General features: G+C 41.0%; 24 protein-coding genes. 7 read left to right on the top strand and 17 right to left on the bottom strand.

Annotated features, from left to right (window positions below; all coding sequences use genetic code 11):
• Position 1: 1 nt before the first annotated feature.
• The 3 genes from B3182_RS13460 to B3182_RS13450 all read right to left on the bottom strand — a co-directional run bounded on the left by B3182_RS13460 (position 2) and on the right by B3182_RS13450 (position 3664).
• The gene (locus tag B3182_RS13460) at positions 2-1837 is read right to left on the bottom strand and encodes a site-specific DNA-methyltransferase (RefSeq protein ID WP_292411800.1); all 1836 of its coding nucleotides are present in this window, start codon (positions 1835-1837) and stop codon (positions 2-4) included.
• Positions 1838-1997: 160 nt separating this feature from the next.
• A complete protein-coding gene (locus tag B3182_RS13455; RefSeq protein ID WP_292412624.1) occupies positions 1998-2444 on the bottom strand; it encodes a hypothetical protein in 447 nt (148 codons plus the stop codon).
• 374 nt (positions 2445-2818) lie between these two features.
• Positions 2819-3664 carry a DNA replication terminus site-binding protein gene (locus tag B3182_RS13450; protein ID WP_292411804.1) on the bottom strand — a complete coding sequence of 282 codons (846 nt, stop codon included), beginning with the start codon at positions 3662-3664 and terminating at the stop codon, positions 2819-2821.
• Between the two features lie 387 nt (positions 3665-4051).
• Between B3182_RS13450 and B3182_RS13445 the strand changes: the two genes are divergently transcribed.
• Positions 4052-4933 (top strand): hypothetical protein, encoded by an 882-nt coding sequence (locus B3182_RS13445; protein WP_292411805.1) that lies wholly within the window; start codon positions 4052-4054, stop codon positions 4931-4933.
• Positions 4934-5003: 70 nt separating this feature from the next.
• Here B3182_RS13445 and B3182_RS13440 read toward each other — a convergent pair whose 3' ends face one another.
• On the bottom strand, positions 5004-5975 hold the full coding sequence (locus tag B3182_RS13440) for a hypothetical protein (RefSeq protein ID WP_292411806.1): 972 nt from the start codon (positions 5973-5975) through the stop codon (positions 5004-5006).
• Positions 5976-6100: 125 nt separating this feature from the next.
• On the opposite strand from B3182_RS13440, the gene B3182_RS13435 reads away from it, so the two are divergent.
• A complete protein-coding gene (locus tag B3182_RS13435; protein WP_292411808.1) occupies positions 6101-6538 on the top strand; it encodes an endonuclease domain-containing protein in 438 nt (145 codons plus the stop codon).
• Between the two features lie 3 nt (positions 6539-6541).
• On the top strand, positions 6542-6793 hold the full coding sequence (locus tag B3182_RS13430; RefSeq protein ID WP_292411809.1) for a hypothetical protein: 252 nt from the start codon (positions 6542-6544) through the stop codon (positions 6791-6793).
• A gap of 1 nt (position 6794) precedes the next feature.
• Here the strand turns inward: B3182_RS13430 and B3182_RS13425 are convergent, their stop codons facing one another.
• Positions 6795-7433 carry a uracil-DNA glycosylase family protein gene (locus B3182_RS13425; protein WP_292411810.1) on the bottom strand — a complete coding sequence of 213 codons (639 nt, stop codon included), beginning with the start codon at positions 7431-7433 and terminating at the stop codon, positions 6795-6797.
• Between the two features lie 9 nt (positions 7434-7442).
• Entirely contained in the window at positions 7443-8372 is a 930-nt protein-coding gene (locus tag B3182_RS13420) for a hypothetical protein (protein ID WP_292411811.1), read from the bottom strand.
• A gap of 1689 nt (positions 8373-10061) precedes the next feature.
• Between B3182_RS13420 and B3182_RS13415 the strand changes: the two genes are divergently transcribed.
• Together B3182_RS13415 and B3182_RS13410 are read left to right on the top strand one after the other, a co-directional pair.
• A complete protein-coding gene (locus B3182_RS13415; protein ID WP_292411812.1) occupies positions 10062-11390 on the top strand; it encodes a replication initiation protein in 1329 nt (442 codons plus the stop codon).
• 51 nt (positions 11391-11441) lie between these two features.
• Complete coding sequence (locus B3182_RS13410) at positions 11442-13415, top strand: AAA family ATPase (protein WP_292411813.1); 1974 nt, start codon at positions 11442-11444, stop codon at positions 13413-13415.
• Positions 13416-13497: 82 nt separating this feature from the next.
• On the opposite strand, the gene B3182_RS13405 is transcribed toward B3182_RS13410, so the two are convergent.
• The gene (locus B3182_RS13405) at positions 13498-13782 is read right to left on the bottom strand and encodes a hypothetical protein (RefSeq protein WP_292411815.1); all 285 of its coding nucleotides are present in this window, start codon (positions 13780-13782) and stop codon (positions 13498-13500) included.
• 101 nt (positions 13783-13883) lie between these two features.
• Positions 13884-14135, bottom strand: a complete 252-nt coding sequence (locus B3182_RS13400) for a nicotinamide mononucleotide transporter (protein WP_292411816.1) — start codon at positions 14133-14135, stop codon at positions 13884-13886.
• 27 nt (positions 14136-14162) lie between these two features.
• Here B3182_RS13400 and B3182_RS13395 point away from each other — a divergent pair, with 27 nt between their 5' ends.
• A complete protein-coding gene (locus B3182_RS13395) occupies positions 14163-14354 on the top strand; it encodes a hypothetical protein (RefSeq protein WP_292411819.1) in 192 nt (63 codons plus the stop codon).
• Here B3182_RS13395 and B3182_RS13390 read toward each other — a convergent pair.
• The 4 genes from B3182_RS13390 to B3182_RS13375 all read right to left on the bottom strand — a co-directional run bounded on the left by B3182_RS13390 (position 14347) and on the right by B3182_RS13375 (position 16808).
• Positions 14347-14544, bottom strand: a complete 198-nt coding sequence (locus B3182_RS13390) for a hypothetical protein (protein WP_289245088.1) — start codon at positions 14542-14544, stop codon at positions 14347-14349. The genes B3182_RS13395 and B3182_RS13390 overlap by 8 nt on opposite strands.
• Before the next feature lie 573 nt (positions 14545-15117).
• Positions 15118-15540, bottom strand: coding sequence for a hypothetical protein (locus B3182_RS13385; protein ID WP_292411820.1), 423 nt, complete (start codon positions 15538-15540; stop codon positions 15118-15120).
• Between the two features lie 229 nt (positions 15541-15769).
• Positions 15770-16300 carry a hypothetical protein gene (locus B3182_RS13380; protein ID WP_292411822.1) on the bottom strand — a complete coding sequence of 177 codons (531 nt, stop codon included), beginning with the start codon at positions 16298-16300 and terminating at the stop codon, positions 15770-15772.
• Between the two features lie 229 nt (positions 16301-16529).
• Complete coding sequence (locus B3182_RS13375; RefSeq protein ID WP_292411824.1) at positions 16530-16808, bottom strand: hypothetical protein; 279 nt, start codon at positions 16806-16808, stop codon at positions 16530-16532.
• Positions 16809-16974: 166 nt separating this feature from the next.
• On the opposite strand from B3182_RS13375, the gene B3182_RS13370 reads away from it, so the two are divergent.
• Positions 16975-17160 (top strand): hypothetical protein, encoded by a 186-nt coding sequence (locus B3182_RS13370; RefSeq protein ID WP_292411825.1) that lies wholly within the window; start codon positions 16975-16977, stop codon positions 17158-17160.
• A gap of 34 nt (positions 17161-17194) precedes the next feature.
• On the opposite strand, the gene B3182_RS13365 is transcribed toward B3182_RS13370, so the two are convergent.
• From B3182_RS13365 to B3182_RS13345, 5 genes are all read right to left on the bottom strand, one after another.
• Positions 17195-17584 (bottom strand): hypothetical protein, encoded by a 390-nt coding sequence (locus B3182_RS13365; RefSeq protein ID WP_292411826.1) that lies wholly within the window; start codon positions 17582-17584, stop codon positions 17195-17197.
• Between the two features lie 251 nt (positions 17585-17835).
• Entirely contained in the window at positions 17836-18312 is a 477-nt protein-coding gene (locus B3182_RS13360; RefSeq protein WP_292411827.1) for a hypothetical protein, read from the bottom strand.
• A 245-nt stretch (positions 18313-18557) separates the two neighbouring features.
• Positions 18558-18779: a hypothetical protein gene (locus tag B3182_RS13355; protein WP_292411828.1), complete on the bottom strand. Its 222-nt coding sequence runs from the start codon at positions 18777-18779 to the stop codon at positions 18558-18560.
• A gap of 166 nt (positions 18780-18945) precedes the next feature.
• The gene (locus tag B3182_RS13350) at positions 18946-19311 is read right to left on the bottom strand and encodes a hypothetical protein (protein ID WP_292411830.1); all 366 of its coding nucleotides are present in this window, start codon (positions 19309-19311) and stop codon (positions 18946-18948) included.
• A gap of 250 nt (positions 19312-19561) precedes the next feature.
• The gene (locus tag B3182_RS13345; protein ID WP_289245096.1) at positions 19562-19834 is read right to left on the bottom strand and encodes a hypothetical protein; all 273 of its coding nucleotides are present in this window, start codon (positions 19832-19834) and stop codon (positions 19562-19564) included.
• Positions 19835-20074 lie beyond the last annotated feature (240 nt).

The raw sequence follows: 20074 nt of genomic DNA, 5'->3' as shown, positions 1-20074 counted from the left end.
GCTATGCCCCCATAATGCGATGAACGGCATAGGGGAGCTGACAGAACTCTACCTTCTTCGCGGTCAGGTCCTTTTGACTCATAAATTTGGCCACGGCAAATACAATAGATCGTTTACCGGTCTTGTTGCTCTGGATAACAGCTTCTAGTTTTTCGGTATTGAATGCGGCCTCGTTGGACCGCAGCCAGTTCACATCTGGCTGATAGAAAAGGTGAATTCTGAATAGATCAGTTTCACCCACAAAGCCATCAACTGAGGCTTTTGCTACTTGAGCAAGCGATTGTCCGGTTGCTGTGTAGAAAACATATTTCGCCAACGCATCAAAGCTTGGAAGGTCTTTACCATTAAGCAGGCTTTCGATCTGAATTGGCTCGCCAAGTGTGCAAAAGGTAAAGCTGCCTCCGAGCCCAGGAGCTTTTTCTTTGATATTTCGCTCACCAACAACAGTAAGAACACCGTCCTTTATCTGCTTTTTGATGCTGTCGTATTCAGAGGAGTGCTTTGCTTCGAGAGCCGTAACTTTATCTAAGACCTCGGGCTGCTTTTTCTCAAATGCAGTCCATGTAATGTTCTCTCTGTATAGCTCGTCTCGCTGCTTACCTGTGAAACTGTAGCCAGATATTACTCTGCGGATGCGTTCAGCTGTTGTTTTATGAGCATAGTCTTCACACTCGATGAGAATAAACTTTCTTCGACCGTCATCATGTCGGTTTCTTCTTAATACAGCTTCTGCTGTCGTACCTGAGCCAGAAAATGAATCGAGAATAATTGAATCTTTGTCAGTCGCAATTTCTAAAACACGTTCAATTAATTGATATGGTTTGGGGGTGATAAAGTCAGATTCAGTCTCGCCAAAGATCTCATTTAATCTTCTTTTTGCATCTTGATTACCCTTAGTATCCTTATATGACCACCAACTTCGTGCAATAACGCCTTTATCTTCGTCGGGGTTGTAATAAGCCTTTTTGGATGGCATTGCATCACCATTAACCCCAAAGTAAATCTCACCAGCCTCTCTTTGTTTGATGAACTCAACATGAGGCAGTGACCAGTGTCGTCCCTTAGCGGGTTTTACGATTCTGCCTGATGGTAGCTCAACCTCATATCTATATTTTTCGCGCTTTTCTGTATCCTCAGTCCTGACATCTAAGGGATATGTTCGCCATGGGCCCAGAGAGTCATTATCAGGATTTTTATACCTTGATACCTGCTCTTCATTTCTAGTCAGATAATTCCAACCATGGTGTACAAATGCAGTTGTCTTAGCGTATACAAGGACATAATCATGATCTGTGCTTATTACTCGACCATTACTTTTAGGTGTGTATGTCTTTTCCCATACGCAGCAAGCAACGAAGTTATCTGCCCCAAATATTTCATCAAAAAGTGCTCTGCAACGATGAATTTCGTTGTCATCAATAGTGATCCAAATACTACCTTCGTCAGCGAGAAGCTCACGAAGAAGGTTGATTCTCGGCCACATCATGCACAACCATTTGTCATGACGCTCTAAATCTTCTTTATCTACTGGGTTGGCTGACTTTTTCAGCCATTCTTGCATTAAAGGAGAGCGTACATTGTCGTTGTAACACCAACCTTCTTCACCTGTATTGTAAGGCGGGTCTATGAAGATACAGTCTACTTTGCCAGCATGAGTGGGCAACAATGCTTTAAGAGCCTCCAGATTATCGCCATGAATGATGAGATTGTCATCAAGAGACGGCTTGTGGCCAGCAGCTGGTAATGATTTAGCGACATCCACCCTCAGCTCCCTGAATGGCACGCTCAAATGATGTGAATAAACGAATTGTTTACCTTTGAATTCCAGTGTTGGCATTTCCTGCTCCTATTATATATATTTCTAGCCGGTTAGTAGTGTTGCAGCGGCACAGTTATATATTTTCTTGATTAACGGTCTGCACATTTTGCACGTGTCTATGTTGAGCAAATTGCTATATCGCCCAACTAAGACGGGCCAAATCGTCCGTGCTCTGCCTTCATGATTCTGTATTATTCCTTTCCTGACGCTCAATTCGCTCATAGCAGGCACGTTCGTTTTTAACATCATCAATGATGCCCCGGTGTATGGCTACCGACACTGCGTCCGGATTATTGAACCGGCCACCTTCTTTGAAGATCAGATCAGCAAGTCCACGCTCAGACATCAGCGTGTATTCATCGAAACGCATACCCTGCTCAGTTCGGATCTTAATTGCTTCGGGATTCACATTTCTCATAGTGAGGTTCGCCAAGTTCTCAGCCAGTATCAGTTCGTTTATGGCGCCGTCGGATAAACAACAGGGGCTAAGCTTGCGAAGCTCGGTAAGTCCTCTTATCTCGTAATACAGAGACAATACATCTTGAAGCTCAATGAAGTTTTTCGACATATTTCTAAGGACTTCTAAGCGCATCTTTGCAAACTTTATGATGTTATCTTCAAGCAATGTAAACCTCCTTGTCAGTCACTTTCAGGTTTTGACCAGTGTGAAGTATAGCTGTCAGGCAAAGAAATGCCATGTTCTGCGGCATATTGGTGAGTGAATACAACGAGTACTTTGATTTGCTTTCGTGGTTTGTCGTTCACGTCTAGCACTTTATTTTTAATAGCGGTTTGATAGGAGGCGTTTTGCAAAAATAAGTCTACTGCAACACCATTGTCAGCTAGCCCGTCACAGTTTGTGAGTTCCAGCTTGTACGCAATTTACGGCAGAAGCTTTTAAGGTCTTGATGCGTTCACTGTCGCGATGTGCTGCATATACCAACACCGCTCCCCAAAAGATAAGGGCAATCGACACGTTAAGTATGTGTGAAGATTTAATCATTTCTTCTTCCTTAGCTTGTCTTCAGGTAAATAACGATGGATATTAAGTATTGGGCAAAGCGGTACATCTTCCAATGTGGCATCACTACGTCTTACACGCAGCCTCCGCTCCCATTTTTTGGGCAGCGGTATGATCACCGGCAAACGTTCACCAGGTTTTGCAGGGTAAAACAGGGGTAAATGGGCCGTTGTCACCGGCATGCGTTTACCATCAATGATGATATTCATTTTTGGTTGGGGTGATGGCTCATAAACCCTGGCCAGAATTTCACCTTCTGGCAGTTCCATTAGCAAAGATTGCTCAGATTGCAGCAATTTGAGCTGTTTTTTTTCTCGCGTCTTAACAATCTTACGTGCAGCGACCGCAACAGCCTCATCACGAGATAATTTATGCGTAGTGGTTGATTGTGACCAGGTAAAGCTGATAGATTCTGGTCGTCCATCAAGTACACGAAAGGTTCGTCCCGCCACTTTACGATTAAACCGGCGTAGTCCAACTTTCTCCAGTAGATACTTGCTCAATCGCTGACCCTCGGGAGTTACCTCCTTGTCGGTTTCACGCAAAAACGAGGCGAGATTGTCCCGCATATCGTTAATCGCACGTACTTCCGCCAGCATGTCATACGGTACACCCAAGACCGCAGGCATCGACGTTGTGCCGCCAGCATCCATATCGTCCTCTTGGTATTCCAACAATTCGATGTGAGCAGCTACCGTTTCCCGGTCAGCTTTCAGATGCGCCCAGTACGGATATTCCGAATCCCCACGAACAAAATCTGCCACGGCATGCTGTTGGTCTCGTAATGGCAAATACACGTCTTCAAAACGTTCAACGAGCTTCATTAGCTCTGGCGCCATGTTCATAAACTGCCCTTAATATTGAATATTAGTAGGGATAATATAACACAACCTTAGTTAAGCAAACGTTAACACCTCACCTGAAACATCACTCCTTTTCTTATGTTCTGCCGATGTGATCGTATTTCGATTCTTTAAAAACTGTTAAGCCGTTAAACGGCCTATTTCACCTGCCGTGATGAACCCCGCGTAGCGGTAAATAGATTGAATTAAGCAGTAAAAAAGACAAAAAAGAAAAACAAAATAGAAAGATTTTCGCAGCTAGCAAAAAGTGAGCTTTCATGGCGCTGGGCGTGGGTTTGGCTAGGGGGTTGCGTAACCGTGATTGTGTTATAATATGACAGTCATAAATACATTTTAACGGAGGTTTTTATGACGACGCTCACTCTTGATTCTACTAACCAAACGCTGGCCACTGCAGGTATTAAACTTCGCCTGTCTCATAAAGGCTTGGCTGCTGTCAGTAAGGTAGCTATGTTTGCTAAAGCATTAGAATATTGCCAGAAGAACACTCAGGCACGTGATGATGTGATTAGTATTCTGGCTCATTACAAAGATCAGCCTGAAATGGTTTTTGTCGAACAAGCACCCAAAGGACAACCGATGCTCGATGCACCTCCTGCTCAGAACAATATGGATTCACCACCACCAAAACAGCAACGGTCAGTAGCTCAATCAAAACCCGTCCAGCAATCCACTGTTAATGAGTCAGCACCGGCCAGAACAGTGGCACATCCCAATGCACCAGAAGCAGAACACCAACAACCTGCTGGTGGACAACAACCGGACTCTGAAAAACGCAATTTTGTCGGTCATCACGTCTATGGCAAACAATCAGCACTCTATTTTGCCTATGATGAAACCCGTGGCGGGGACGCAACCATTGCCGTTGATGGTGCCATGTCAGTGGCCACTCGACAGTACAATTGGAATCAAAAGTTACGCATTCAGATCACTCGAAGTGATTTACCCAGTGTTGCCGCGGTAATGTTTGGTTTGTTGCCGAAAGTAGAACTTTCCAACTACGGTGCAGACAATACCAAGCGATTACTGATCGCAAATCAGGGTAAAAACTACTTTTTGAATATGTCTGCCAAAGACCATCATCAAATAGCAGTTCCAATCAGTGCCGGCGATGTTTTTGAAATTCGCGCCTTATTTCTCGCTCAACTAATGAAGAATCGACCTGAGATTGGTGTAGAAGGTGTTTTGACCAACCTGAAATGCCATGCCGCAATGCTTAAACAAGCCTGATGCAAAAAAGCCACCTTTCAAGTGAAGGGTGGCTTTTTCTATGATCTTCTCGGCTCGTATCAAGTGATCTTTACCTTACGAGAGATTCATCCATCAGTGCAGCCATCATGATTACCCTGCGCGTTTCGTCGCTGTCTATATCTGAACTCCACCTTTCTGTTAGCTTGCTGATGATTTCATTGCTTCTCTCTGCCTTTATAAATAGTGCAGTCATCTTAAAGACCATATCAATTTCAGATACTTTTTCTGAATTACTTGCCGTTTTTACAGCATTGAGGGCAGATTTTCTTAATTTTGCTATTTCGCTTTTGTGAATGGTTCCATCCCGCAGATATACACTGAGAAATGGGCATTTCTCCCATAACCGCTCGACTTCACTTAGATTTGAATCTGAAACCAGCTGGAGTAAGTGCATATTCAAAGAGGTGAGAACAGCAAGTCGCTGTCCAGGTTCACGGCATAACTCTTCCATGACCTTACCAAACAGATAGCTCGGCATCTTTTTGCGATATGCGTCCACTAAATTCCGCCAAAAGCTGCGACTTTGTTTAATAAACTTTGCCTTGCTTGCTGGCGGCACTTCAAGCCCCATGCAGTACATAATTAGCTCATGAAGAGATAGCGAATCTTTGGCATCATTTGCTCTTCTGCTCATAATGACAATGTTATCTGGTAAGTAGCCTTTATCATTATCCAGCCTGTCTACCGACCAGTCCGTATCAGCAACTTTGGCCACCGTCATTTCTCGACCTGTTACCGGGCAAATACCTTTGCAATCATGAAAAGCTGAGGCCAGATCATCTTCGGTTATCCCAACCTCGATACCTTTGCGATATGCACGCATTTTGATGGAAATAAGTTTTCTTTCAAAAATGGTTGCCCTGGTGACTTTGCTAACCTCCAAACTCTGGGCGTGACGATATCCTTCTTGGACGGCAGGATACTTTTCCATATCGGCTATTGGAATATTGTAACGGTACATATCAAAGCCGATATCACGAGCAATTGTATCGGTTTGCGCTTCTTCTTTTAGTTGTCTCACTATTTTCCCTTCCCTGGTACGTAATCACGTCACATCATACAGGCGAGCACTTGATTCATCATGTGAACCTTGCGTGATTTATGTTCCATGAGATTCTGAAAGTATTTATTGAACAGTGACAATAGATGACTATTAGGCTTTCAGAGCGTGAAGCATTACGTTTGGGGTTACTAAATAAAACCGGTACCAAGCAGTCTAAGAAACTTCCTGCCGGCATCGGTAAAAAGCGATCAAAAACAAAATCACCACAACGAGTTCTTTTTGAATGTTGCCAGGTTTACTGGCCAGAATGCGTATGGGAATTAGAAGGTGCGATACCTGGCAGAAAGTTTCAAATTGATATCGCCTTCCCTGCTCATAAGCTTGCGATCGAATTGGATGGCCACACGGCACATTCATATAAAGATAAATTTCAACGTGACCGTGAACGTCAGAACCTGCTTACACTGCATGGCTGGCGGATATTACGCTTTACTGCAAAAGATGTAAGTTCAAGGTTAACTGAATCTCTAGGTATAATTCAGCAGTGTTTAGATAATTGTCATGGTCTATCAAGGAGGTAGAGTATGTATTTGGTCAATGATCTTGAAAATATGATTTTCGATAGTGAGGACGACCGCTGCAAACTCATCAAAGCGATGGGGCCTGACGGTAAAATCCATGCATTCATTCAATGTCTTGATATTGGCAATATCTACAACCGGCTAAAAAAGCCTCATGAAAAGCAATATTGGGGATTTTTCAGTCCAGATGAACCTGAAGAGTCAATAAAAGAAATAATGCGGCATGGTGTAAAGTGGCCAGCAATACCCTCATAGTTTATTCACTATATTTTGAGGCAATTTTTTTAATACTGTCTTTAAATTCCTGAATCCTATCTGGATGCCTGGGGCCTCTATGTGTTCCTGCTTCTGGTCTCATCATTATGTATGAATAATGATGAATCTTTTCTGTAGCAGGTGCATTAAGTCCATTTTTAATCATGTAATTAATTATTTTTTCTGATTGGCCACCAAGTAAAACCAAGACTTTCGGATTTCCTTTATCTATCTGCATCTGTAATATTGGTAACCATCGTTCTGCTTGATCTCTCCAGTAACTAGCCTTTTGTTTCTTGATATTTCGTTCAGTGACTATTTCAGGCTCTTTGATGGCATTAGTTATGTAGCAACTCCAGTTATCATTACCATCAGTAGTCGTTTTTTTTAAACCAGCCTCTGTAATTGCTTCGCGTAACAGTTTATCTCCATCATGCGAGTTCCATTGAAGATTTTCGTTTCTCACTAAGTTGTGTTTATGTACGTTGATAACACCCTTCAGGCTAGGATTTTCACCTATAAACCAAATTGACGATTTAGGATTGCCCAGAAACCCAGTTAACCAAGGATATTCAATTAGCCAGTCTTGTAATTGATAGTCACTTATAGTTTTTTTTATTTGATCGAGTATGGTTTCCATTCCAGTGCCTCATGTGGCCTTATTGATTAACCAACCAACTAAGCCATTTTTAACTGAATACTCCCCAAGTGTTCGAGCATTCCAAAATATTATCTGATCATCTTTATCGTCTATTTCGACCTTCTTAAGTAAATCATCTGATGGTGAATGGGTTACAAAGTAATAACGACTGAAGCCTGCTAACTGTTCAAATTGATTTTTGCAGGCATTATAAACGCCTCTACTGGCAGTAGATTTCACCTGAACAGCTACTCTTTCGTTGGTTAACGGTGAAATGAGATCTAGATCGATATCTTTAAGTGTTCCACCGGTTACGCCGGTACGTTGCCAGCCAGCTTGTCTAAATATCAGATCAGTAAGTATCTCAAAATCATCAGGATGAAGGTTTTTGATTATTGGAATAGTGGCCTCAATCAATGCCTCCATTGCATCCTCGGCTTTAGCTACATGTGGCTCCATCGTGCCATTTATTTTGTGAAGTAGGTAATTGAGCTCTCTTACATCACAAATCGTGCCCTGAAATGATTGTGTGGCCAGTAACTTGCCACTCAAACGTCCAGTTATAAGCTCACTTCCTGTAATGCTTGTCTTTGACCATCCAGATAAAACAGGTCTTGTTTTGGTATTATCTGGATGTATGGTTATTTCAGGCTTTGAAAAGCACCAGTACAAAGCTCCACCATGAAACATTATCCAAAGTGTTGATTCTGGCTCTTCGTAGAATTTCTGTACCTGGTTAATATGTCGAGTTTTAGCTCCTGGGTTATTACCATATGGAAAATCTGCTTTTAGCTCCTCCCAGAGACCTTGTGAGCAAAGCTTATGATCGACATCAATATATCCGAGTTTTATATATCCATTTTTGACACAATCATCTGCCCAATCACTTCCACCACCTAACTTAATATATAGTGCTTTGGTTGCTGTTATAGGTTGCATGTCTGACCTTTAATTAATTAGTCACTATAAGCACTACGTTTAATAAAGGTCAAAAAAAACTCCCCCTGGTAAAAAACCAAAGAGCGTTATATATGAAGCCTCACTTACTTAATGTCATTGTTGGATTTTAATGAGTGCGTCTTGATTTACTTATTTCGCACATCAGGTGCACAGATCGATTCGTTTTTGTGCTTACTCTTTTCTGAATACAAGAAAATCTTAATACTCTTAATAAGATAACAATAAGATAAGATCTATTAAGGATATTTACTAGTGTTATAACTCTATTGATATCAATTAGTTATATTGTTCTAGGTCGTAGATTTTACGATATTTATTCACAATAGTCGTAGGTTTTACGTGTATAAGTTAATTAAGGTCGTAGGTTTTACGAATAGTTAGAGCCTGACGGTCGTAAGTTTTACGAGCCTTACTACTTCCCCTGTGAATAACTTTTATCACTGACCCAAAACCACTATATCAGCAAGTTATCAGTTTACATTTAAAGCACCCTCACTTCATAGATATCAAATTGATTGAATGAATGATAACCGGCTTAGACCAATATCCGGTTATCGCTTTTAATGATCAAAATGCTTCTGTAGAGTGCTGCGAAAGCGTGACCAGTTATATGCGTATCAACTATTGAAAAGGATTTATGACGAATAACTAATACATATCTCAATACTAACTTGTAAAAATATGAAGGTCGTAGCTTTTACGCTAGTGTGTATCGGCATTTATAAGAGGTTATAGCTACTTAGGTCGTAACTATTATGATCTGCTTTTAGAGCACAAACGGTCTGCTAATAGTATTCGATAGGTCGTAGGATCTACTAGTACTGTCTGAAGGTCGTAGGTTTTACGAGCAGCTGTTAACCCCTATCTATATTGAGGTTACAGAGCTTGTTAGGTCGTAAGATTTACGAACGATATCTAAAGGTCGTAGGTTTTACGAATAACTGTTAGCCCCTGTAAATATTGACTTTGCAGTGCCAGTTAGGTCGTAAGGTTTACGAACGATATCTAAAGGTCGTAGGTTTTACGAGCAACTGTTAACCCCTATCTATATTGAGGTTGCAGAGCATGTTAGGTCGTAAGATTTACGAGTGACCTCTAAAGGTCGTAAGTTTTACGAGTAGTTGTCAGTTCCTATAAACACTGGCTTTGCAGCCCTAGTTAGGTCGTAATTTATACGAGATACAATTGAAGGTCGTAAGTTTTACGAGTAGTTGTCAGCCCCTGTAAACACTGGCTTTGCACTCCTAGTTGGGTCGTAAGTTTTACGAGATATGATTGAAGGTCGTAGGTTTTACGAGCAGTTGTTAGCGCCTGTAAACATTGGCTTTGTAGTGCTAGTTAGGTCGTAAGATTTACGGGTGACCTCTGAAGGTCGTAGGTTTTACGATGATTAAATGCAGCTTACTTCTGGAGTGAAATATGATTTTTGTACGTATTCTTTACGACCTAAAAACACTTAGGTCGTAACATTTACGTGTGAATCTGAGGGATTATAATATTCCTAGCATCGATTTATTCTATTTGTGATTTCTGTCGCAAGCATAAATTAATGCATCTATAATTATTTTATATTCAAAGACATATTACTTAAAGGTCGTAGTTTTTACGTTTTTAATGTACGCTCCACTAATAGTCAAAGGTCGTAGCTTTTACGAGGTCCAGTTTTTAATGAGTGAAAATGAAGAAAATGACCTGCTTGGGGATCAACTCAGTCAAGAGTATTCTGGAGATCAAGCCACCAATTCAGATAAGGCAGACGCACTTGAGGGTGAGTTAGTAATAGATGGCTTAACAGTCGAGGAAGAGCGTGAGTTTCGTTTAATTAATCGTTCTTTCTCTTTAGCAGAATACTCAAACTCATTTACAAAGATACAGTGGCTACTATTTATAGAGATATATGAAACAGTAAAGCAATTTTATCTTGATAGGGATGATCAGTATGTCGAATCATTTTCTATGGAAAGTATCATCATACGGGTTCCAGTAAATAAGATAGACAGCAAATTATTTGATAAAAGTAATCGAAGCAAACAGCTCAGGGATGCTGCTGAAGGTCTTATGGATATGCGTGTGAGAAACTACATCGGTCCAAACAATCAGGGCCAAATGGGGTTTGATTTCATATCAATGTTTCCACGGATCACTTACAACCCTACTGATGATAAAGATCACATTATTGTTAAGGTTCAAAGCGAAATATATGAGGAAATGGTTCCAATCCAGAGCTATGCTCAGCTTGACTTAAAACTATTGGAGGCTCTAACCACTGGTAATGCACAGCGTCTTTATGCAATCTTCAAGTCTTATGCTTTTAAGCCAAAATTTACAATTTCTTTCGAGTCATTGCGTCGGCAAATGGGTTTTTTTGAAAACAATATCTACCCACAATGGAAGTACTTTAATAGTCAGGTACTGAAACCTGCAGTAGAGCAAATTAACAAGCATAAAAAATATGACATTGCCGTGACATATGAGAAAGCTCGGGGTAAGGATGCGGTTGTTTTTAAAATAACCAATTTTTCCAAACAACGAAACCGTTATGCAGAAGTATTGAGTCTTAATGAAGTAATTGATGCAAAGACTCGGATACCTAATAGGCTCCAAAGAAGATATCTTCAAACAACGTTAAAAAATTGTTCAAAGAGTATAGCGATTACCAATATAGAAGAATTAATGTCTTGGATAATCTCTGACATCATATCTATGCAGCGAAAAGTTGGTTTGAAGTTTGATTTCAAGCATGCAGTCAACAGTATTAGCAAACAGATTGTTAATAGAATTTATACCGAACCATTCTCTCACCATCATTTACTCGAAGAGTCAGGCAATGCTAGTTCTATCAAGGTAGCTCTGGCTGATGAGTTTATTCAGCGAGAAATATCTAGGTTAGAGAAAAAAGGCATGTATGACGAGATCAGACTGAGATTTACAGACCAGGAATTGATAGCAAATCGTTTCCAATATCTTGTTGAACAATTTAATGAAGAAGATTCCTAAGAATCTCTTTCTGTTACTGAGTGAACCTCTTGGAATAGTGCATGATAATTCATGATCAATAGATTGTTTTTACCCATTAGTTATGAAACTGTCGAATTAGTTTTGGAAGAGTCAGTTTTTTATGACGGTGACGATCTTAATTTATCTGTTTTAAACAGTAATAAGTTTCACTCCCTGTCCTTATATGAATTGGCTGCTTTGTATGTCATTAACCAATTACCTTCTCTAATCCCCCCTAATAATTTAAGACTAGAAAAAGTTCTTCATGAGATTATAAATATTGGTCAAGAATATGAAAGTCAGTCAGAGAAGAAATTCGTTCATGAAATAAAAGATCGTTTTTCAACAGCTTCAATCCGTAAAGGTCGTGACCTGGCGAAGGAGAATGAAATATATCTACTTCCTGAGAACGATGTCAGACATTCCAAGTATCTGACAGCAGAAGGGAGGTGGGATTATGAGTTTAAAACCAACTACAAACACCCCGACATACAGGAAAAGGTAATAATCGCATTACCATCTGGACATCAACGGGAAATGTTCAGCAATCAACATAGAATATTCAGTCAAATAGAGCGCAGCCTTTCAGATGAGCATATTGATGTTCAAGGATATGCTGGAACTGGAAAAACGCACATGCTCTCGGCCATCTCTGAAATTATGGTCAGTAGAAATAAAAATAATAGTAAGAGAATTTTAGCTTTAACCCATTCAAGAGTTCAGCTTGACGCACTTAGGGCAGTATTACACCCATCTGTTCAGCCAATGACGTTTGGTCAACTCGCCGCCCTTATGATCTCCAAAGAGCATTCTCAGCATAATATTAAATTGAATAGAACATCTCTGGATAGAGAAGCAAATCCTATTAATGCTGTCGCTACAGAATTTCATTTAAAGTCAGTATCTACATACTTACCAAATCGCGTTAGCAGTATTATTTTTCAGATGGTTGCTAGGTTTTGCTCGACTCGCGATAGTGAAATTACAGAAGACTTAATTCCGAGGTGGGTGAGTGGCCTTAGTTTTGATGATAAGTCATATTTAACTTCTCACGCTTCTTTGCTATGGGAGTTTATTATGAATCCTCCAGCAAACTTTCCTGTAGAAGTGCCGGTTCGTGATATGCATGTTGTTAAATATGCCTCACTACATCGTTATAAAATACCGGCATATTTTTCTCACTTGATTGTGGATGAAAGTCATGATTTAAGCGAGCCAATGTTGGAAATTATTGAACGAAGCAATCAAGGCTATATTGGGCTTGGAGACAAGTTTCAGACTATCAATTCTATAACTGCAAAAAGAATGTCTCCGGCAATTGAGAGACAGATGAACTCATCTATAAGAACTCCAGGAAAGCTTGGCGATATTGTAAATTTCTCTCTCGACCTACACTCCTTACCAGTAATGGATGAGTTCATAGCCAATCGTGAAAAGTCTTGTGAAATTGAATATTACGACCGACCTATTGTTCCCATAAAGCCTACGGCTATCTGGGTAGATGATTTATGGGAGCTATTCGAGTGGTCAGAGAGGTTAGCCGCTTTAAAACTACCATATCGAGTTCTAGGTAGTGGACCACAGCTAGATCAATTCGCTCAAGGGTGTATACGCCTTTACCGAGAGAAAAAATCTGTGAGAGTAATTGGGTTAAGTAATTACAATGATTGGAATGATGTTTTAAACCAGAACTCAAGACATCGTTCAGTCGCTCATCTAACTAAATTATTTGAAAAAGGCTACAAAACTGAGAATTGGCAAAAGACTAAATCGTTACAGTCTCATTCAGCTCAGTATGTTATTGGTTTATTTCAAAATGCACGTAATCATGAATTCGATAGCGTCATGTTGGCACCAGCAATCATTCAACAGCTGTATGACGTTAAAAGATCCATGTCTATTCAAAGTAAAGAAAACAAGGCCGCTCGATCATCTTTAGCGTCAAGGCTCTATTTAGGCGTCACAAGAAGCAGGCATAGATTAATTTTGCCTCAGTCATTTGAGGAGTTCATGCACTTCTTATGATTAATCTAAGGGCCAGATGTCGGGCACAAAAAAACGCCCCCTGGTGAAAACCAGAGAGCGTTAAATATGAAGCTTCACTTGCTTAATGTCTTTGTTGGGTTTTAATGAGTGCGGCTTGCTTTACTTCTTCAGCAAAACTATTGGCCACAGTTGCATCGAGAAAATCCTCAAGCCACATTTCAGTGCCATCTACAAGAACCCAGTAGGTACCATAGAATGAAGGAGAATCAGAAGCATATATATGCCCTTCTCGTTCCTCCACACCGGACACATCTATCTGACCAGACCAGCCATAAGGAATACTGGCCAATTTCTCTTCAATGGTTACGGTCTGGCCTCTGTCAGTAATAAATTTAGATTGAGTCATGATGATCTCCATTCACTAATCGAAAGGTCAAACCCCCGTGAGGGATTGTTACCCTCCGGGTTAAAGTTTTCTCAACAGCTAACTGTTGAGACATTGAAGGATTAAACGAAAAACCCGTTATAAATCCCCATCAAGCTGGTAGCCGTAAAACCCACTTGCATCAGCAGCAGTGCGTAATATCGATTACTTAACGAAAACTGGATAAAGAAAAGATTTGAAATTAAAAAGAATACAAATCCAAACTCTGATCCAGGAACCTGCATGGCAACCAAAAAAGCGCCAAGCAGTCCAAAGATTGACCCAGAAAATTCGCACCAGGTCATTTGTTTTGTTAAATTGAGAATTGCTTGCATAAGCTCCCCCTGAAAATGGAAAACTAAATGGCAGAAAAAAAGAAAACTCTGAATATCATCCACGGCGGACGCGAGGCTTTAGAAGTACAAAAAGCCAATGAAATCTTAAAAGCGTTGTTGGTGGATAAAGACAGAGATACTGCCTTTCAGATTGCAGATACATTGTCCCCCCGAGGAGGGACAACTCTTTCTGCAGTTAAACAGCGGAAGCCTAAATAGCGACAAGAACTGGTTTAGCAGCTCTACGACGTTGCTCTTCAGCAATAGCCTCAATTGCAGCTTCAATTGTCTTTTTGCCAGCTGGTGTAGTCATGCTATCTGACAATAAAATCAGATCGTGCATGGTATCTTCCAGCGTTTGCTCAGACGATTCCTCAAAGCTTACTTCAAGAACATTGATTGCAGTCATAAGTGTTACTCCTCAGATAAAAAAAAGGAGAACACTTATGCCCATGAGGGGAAAAAGTATTCCCCTATGGGTGAATTATCTGCTTACAGATAATCAATTCAGTGACATCATCTGCGTACAGATGAATAGTTGAGCGTCCACTTGGTGTGTTGGACGAGCACTTCATACCTGGCTAATAAAAGACAGGTATAAAAAACAATTAAGATAACTTTATCGATGGGTAAGATCGCTGTCAACGATATACATTGATGCAGTTCACACTCTACCCGAATAATGATTCAACTATGTGTTTGATAGCCTACTGGAATAGGTCCAGGCACTGGGCCTAGTTGTATATTTTGCCAATAGTATCGAGAGGATAAATATCGTCAAAGTCGTCGTATCATAGGTGCCAAGTTTTATTTATATCCAAGCACTAGTACAACGATAACGCTACCGAGAATTGAGTATTCCGAAACACTCTATTGAATGCTTGGGAATACCCTCTCTTTGAGAGAGTATTCAAAGGCTGATGTATCATCAACCTCTCTTATCCCGTTATATCCGGGTAACTCAGCTTACATGTCAAAGTTATTAATCCACAGAACGATTATGTAGAAAATTAAAGTCATCAATTGCTTCTTTCATATCACCAATTCGGATGTGAAATAAAGCGGTATCAATGCTGTTTACTGCATCGTGATGTGGGTAATATGGAATTACCGCACTCGTTCTTGCCCAGTAATCGCCAAAGTCTGAGAATAACTCTCGGCCTTCAACGGTTGAACCTCGAAGCAGTGCACTTTCTAGTCGATTAAAATAATCTTTGTCTACCTTGGCTTTATCAACTGCCTTTTCAAGTAACTCCACAGCGTCATGATGTAATGTTGCTTTAAGGTAATACCGAAGTTTATCCAGTGTTACATCAAGTGTGAACGGCGTTCTGGCGTTTCGCAGCTCCATAGTTGTCATGTTATCTGACGCTCTTGGTGCTCCAAACTCTGGTGTATTTTGCATTTTTCTCTCCTTGTTAAAGGGAGCATCCGCCCATAAAGGAAAGGATGCTTTCCCCTATGGGTTTTGGATTCCAAACAGCGTACTGCTTGGACATTGAGGCCGGTTTTGGTAAGTCCGACTGACTCTTCAGGACAGCAGTGAATTGCTGTCGAGAATTCTGGCATTCCGAAACACCTGGTTAGATGTTTTGGAATACCCCCTTCGTAAAGAAGGGAGCATTTTGAGCCAATCAGTGATTAGCCCCTCTTATCTCGGCTTGTCCGAGTTGTCTAGCACTCATACGAAAACGACGTTTGTCAGGTAGGCGATTAACGTACCAACCCATCCTTGGGCCGGCCGGTTCTTCTAACGCATACTCATTACCACCATACTCAACAACAACACCTGGCTCCAGATTGCGTTTGGCTTTAAGCTTCTTGCTTTCATGATAAGCAATAACACGCTCACGCCATTTTGCATCGAAACTATCTGGCTCTGGTGTGCTGGCCGCCTTTAAGAAAGATAACGGACAGTTCACTACGACAGGTCCGCATGATGCAGTTAGATCTTTGTAGCCCCAGCCATCCTCACGGCCACTTTGCATCATATCAAGACCAATCCAGATTTCTCCGGTCGTCTTCAGTTTGGCCAAGTACCAGTGGTTGTTACCTACTACACTGGACTTTAAGAGTTCCTGATTTTCGCCAAAGCGATATGAATCAGTAAGATACTCGACCAATTGTTTTTTTGAACGCCATTGCGTTGAATAGCTCCATCCCATGATCTGCTTCTCCGGATAAAATAAAGGGAAAGCAGTCCCCATAAGGAGAAATACTTCCCCCTATGGGTTTTGAGAATCCAAACAGCGTACTGCTTGGACATTGAGGCCGGTTTTGAATAAGTCCGGCTGACTTATCAAATAGATAGTATTTGGCTATCTACTGGATATCTATTCCGAAACGTACTCTGTGAATACGCTTTGGAATACCCCTGCTGCCAGGGGTAATGCTTTACCAGTCGTGCTGGTCCAGCTCTGGGATAGCCTCTGCATCTGAGTCCAGTTCAATCATTTGAAAATCATTGTTAAAAGCAAATTCAATAACTTTGCAAAGTGAAGGACTGTAATCTCCTCGGAGGTTTCCTGCCAAATCGTTCATATACAGCTTAATAAAGAAGCCGGATTCACGCTCCATCACCATATTGGTCTGAAACGCTGCAATGCGTAATGCATTGTTATCGGCCTGCTCAATATGAGAAGTACTTAAAGCGATTACTTGATAGGTTTCCATGTTACAAATACCTCTTAATTTAAGAGGGATCGACACCCCATACGGAGATATCGATCCCCGTGTGGGTTAGGAAAGCCATTAATGTCTGGCTAATGTAGGCAAAAAAGCAGGCAAAAGCGCTTTTTAGCCCCTTTCGTGATTGTTGCCCGGTGATATACTCATTTACATGAATAAACCCAACAGACTTCAATTAGTGCATTCAACTAATAAACAATTACTTTCTGACGATCTCATCCGGGCGATTGTGCTGGCCAAAGATGAAGCCTTAGCAGAAAGCATCATTAAGAAAATTAAATACCGTGCTTTTCTAAAGCCGGTTAATCAATCTACTCATCAAACAGAAAGCTCATAAATCAACATTCTGCATCAGGTTAAATTCACAATTTCTAACGAATACTTCTGAAACATTCCGGCGTATAGGAAAGACGACCTGCTTCTTCTAACGATAAACGCTTTGCAGTTACTACGTTCGCATGTGGACGCCTTGCCATTTCAACCGACTTACCGAAGGTTTCATAACAATGGTCAAAAGCCACCAGCGTTTCACCTGTTAAAAGCAATAATCGAATCCCATTTGGTGCCATGTCCGCGACGTTTTTCTTTGTCTCAGTGTCAACTTTCAGTATCGGTGCCCATTCATAGGCAATAATGTCTTTAACATCAATTTCGATATTTTGTTCAAGCTCACCGTTAGCAATATAGCCAAGCAAACTTTTACCAAACATTTCCGATTCAAAATCTAACTCGGGAAAAACATCTATCTTGATACATCCCATAATAAAAACTCCATAATATTAGGGATGATCTCAACCCCAGATGGGTGAATATCACCCCTGGGGTTAAATCGCTTAACGTTCTAAGGTTAAGCATCTGTGTTCGGTTTTATGAGTCCGAATTCTCTTCAAGATAACAACAATGTGTTATCAGGAATCTGGTATTCCGAAACCTCCAGTAGAAGCTTTGGAATACCCTCTCAAAGTCGAGAAGGTAATGACTGTTTCAGCGTACTAAGACAGCTCTTGTAGAATCACATTACCTGCCTAGCTAAGGTTAAAGAGTCATAAAACATTTCCTCACCTTCAGGTCGCATGATTGCTCCGCAGCTCGCACATTCATCCCATGGATCAGATGCAGGGGCTTGTGTGTGATTACAGCCTCTTGGACAGTAAACAAACACTTTTCCGCCGCCAGCTTCTGCTCTGCAGGAATTTATAAATGCATCATTACGAGCATCTTTTTCACCTCTGTATATGAAATAGGCATACTGAGGAAATTTGGAAAAAAACTCCTCCTGTGCCCAGTTATATCCAGCTAGTTCTGCGCTGTATGCAAAATCAGAAACTAATTCCATGCCTTCCTCATAGAGCTCATCTGCTCTACGACTATTTCCAGCGACTTTCTCAATCTTGGTATTGATATGGATCTTGGCAAGGTTGAAATGGAAGTCGATGACATCAGACAAAGTAATAGTTTTAGGGTCAGCTCTTTTATCGTTTCTTAACATGAATTTCTCCATAAATTAAAAAAGGTGACCACTCCCAAGGAGTAGAGCACCCCTTGGGTTTGCATAACCATTCAGCGTAGTGAATGGTCTGTGAGTTCGGTTTTGACGAGTCCGAATTGCTCTTCGAGATAACAATGATGTGTTATCAGGAAATCTGGCATTCCGAAACACCTGGTTAGATGCTTTGGAATACCCCCTCAGTGAGAGAGTATTTCGCATTACAGCAAACTGCAGTGCTCGTATCCTTATTGAACATTGCCGGCATTCACCAGAGCATCCATATAAGCGTCCTCTGCAGTAGCTGTCATTTGTGAATTACATGCTGGACATGAATGGTATTCATGCTCAGATGCAACCATTGAAAAGTGACAACCGTTACGGCAAAACACCGCAACTCGCTTTGGCTGCTCAAACAAAAATGGAAGTGCTTGGCTTTTAGCTTGACGTTGATTTTGTAAGGTAGACATAAACTTTTTTCTCCTAATAAATTAGGGGATACAGCCGATCCCAATGGGGATAGGTGCATCCCCTTTTGGGTTCTTGGTCATAAAGACCTGTGGTATCGGCTATGCCGTTTTAATCTCGAAGTGATTTTGTTTGAAGGCCTTAAAAATCGTGAAGTGTGGCCAGCGACTATGATTGCTTGCGATAACGACGCCAGTAATCAGAGTTTAATGTTGTGAGTTCATTGATTTTCTGATGGCTACAAGCTGTATCCATCGCCTTTGAAAAATTCATTGGCAAATCGTCAAAAACTACTAAATGCTGACCCCAGCTAGTTTTGATTCGCACACCTGGAACAACATCTTCTTTGTTCTCACGTGTAAACGGACGAGTGGTACGTATCTCAATACACTCAAATGCCATAACAGCACTTGTATTTAAAGATATCCGAGCCGGCTTGTCGTTTGCTGCATCAAGCCTTGCATCACGATTCAAACCGAAGTCTGATTCGTTAAAGTCTTTTTCTGGAAAATGTTCGATGACTACGCATCCCATAGTGGTACTCCTAAAAAGTGAAGTTAAATAGAAACCATGGGATACATTTATCCCCGACGGGAATAGACATAGCCCGTGGGGTAGTGAGGAATCAGCTTACTGATTCTCTAGAATAGTGTCAGCTTGGAGTGTGACATGACTCTTCAGTGCAACCAAAGGTTACAAAGATAGTTTAAGATTAAAGAGTGGGCTTTTTATTGTCAAACAAAGACTGTGATGTAGTTCTTACTTTGAGTAACACCCCACAGTTTCACTTTTTGCTTTTCATTGCCCTGGATTGCGCTTTCGCTTTCTCATGTTGGAAATAAGTATCAAAAAAGCCTTCCGTCAGCATGAATGCAAATCCAAGCATAGTTGTCTCGATTAAGAATCCCCGGTCAAAGGTGCCAAAACTAACCCATAAAAGGCTCATTGCGTACCATCGGATTCGCTTCATATCGTGAAATAGAAGCACGCCAGCAAGTAAGTAATAACCCATGGCATTCAATGGTGTAATCGTCATGTGGTTGATAAATTCAAGCATACATCTCTACTGTTTTAGTACAAGAATGACATAGAAAGTAATCCGCGCAACCCCTCCTAGAAATGGGCTCTCAGGCTGCTTGCGTGGTTTTAGTTCCGTGGTTTGATGGTTTTGTCGTTTTGACACAAATCATTCAACCAGGAGAATACACAATGTCACTTACCATCTTAGAAACAGCAGTTCATCGTGAGCCTATATCCCAGAATCAATATCGCGTATTTTTCCGTGTGCAGCATGGGG

The sequence above is a fragment of the Methylophaga sp. UBA4204 genome, from assembly GCF_002379485.1.
Lineage (GTDB): Bacteria > Pseudomonadota > Gammaproteobacteria > Nitrosococcales > Methylophagaceae > Methylophaga.
Note: the sequence above shows the minus strand (reverse complement) of the source record. Positions and strands in the feature narration are given on the sequence as shown.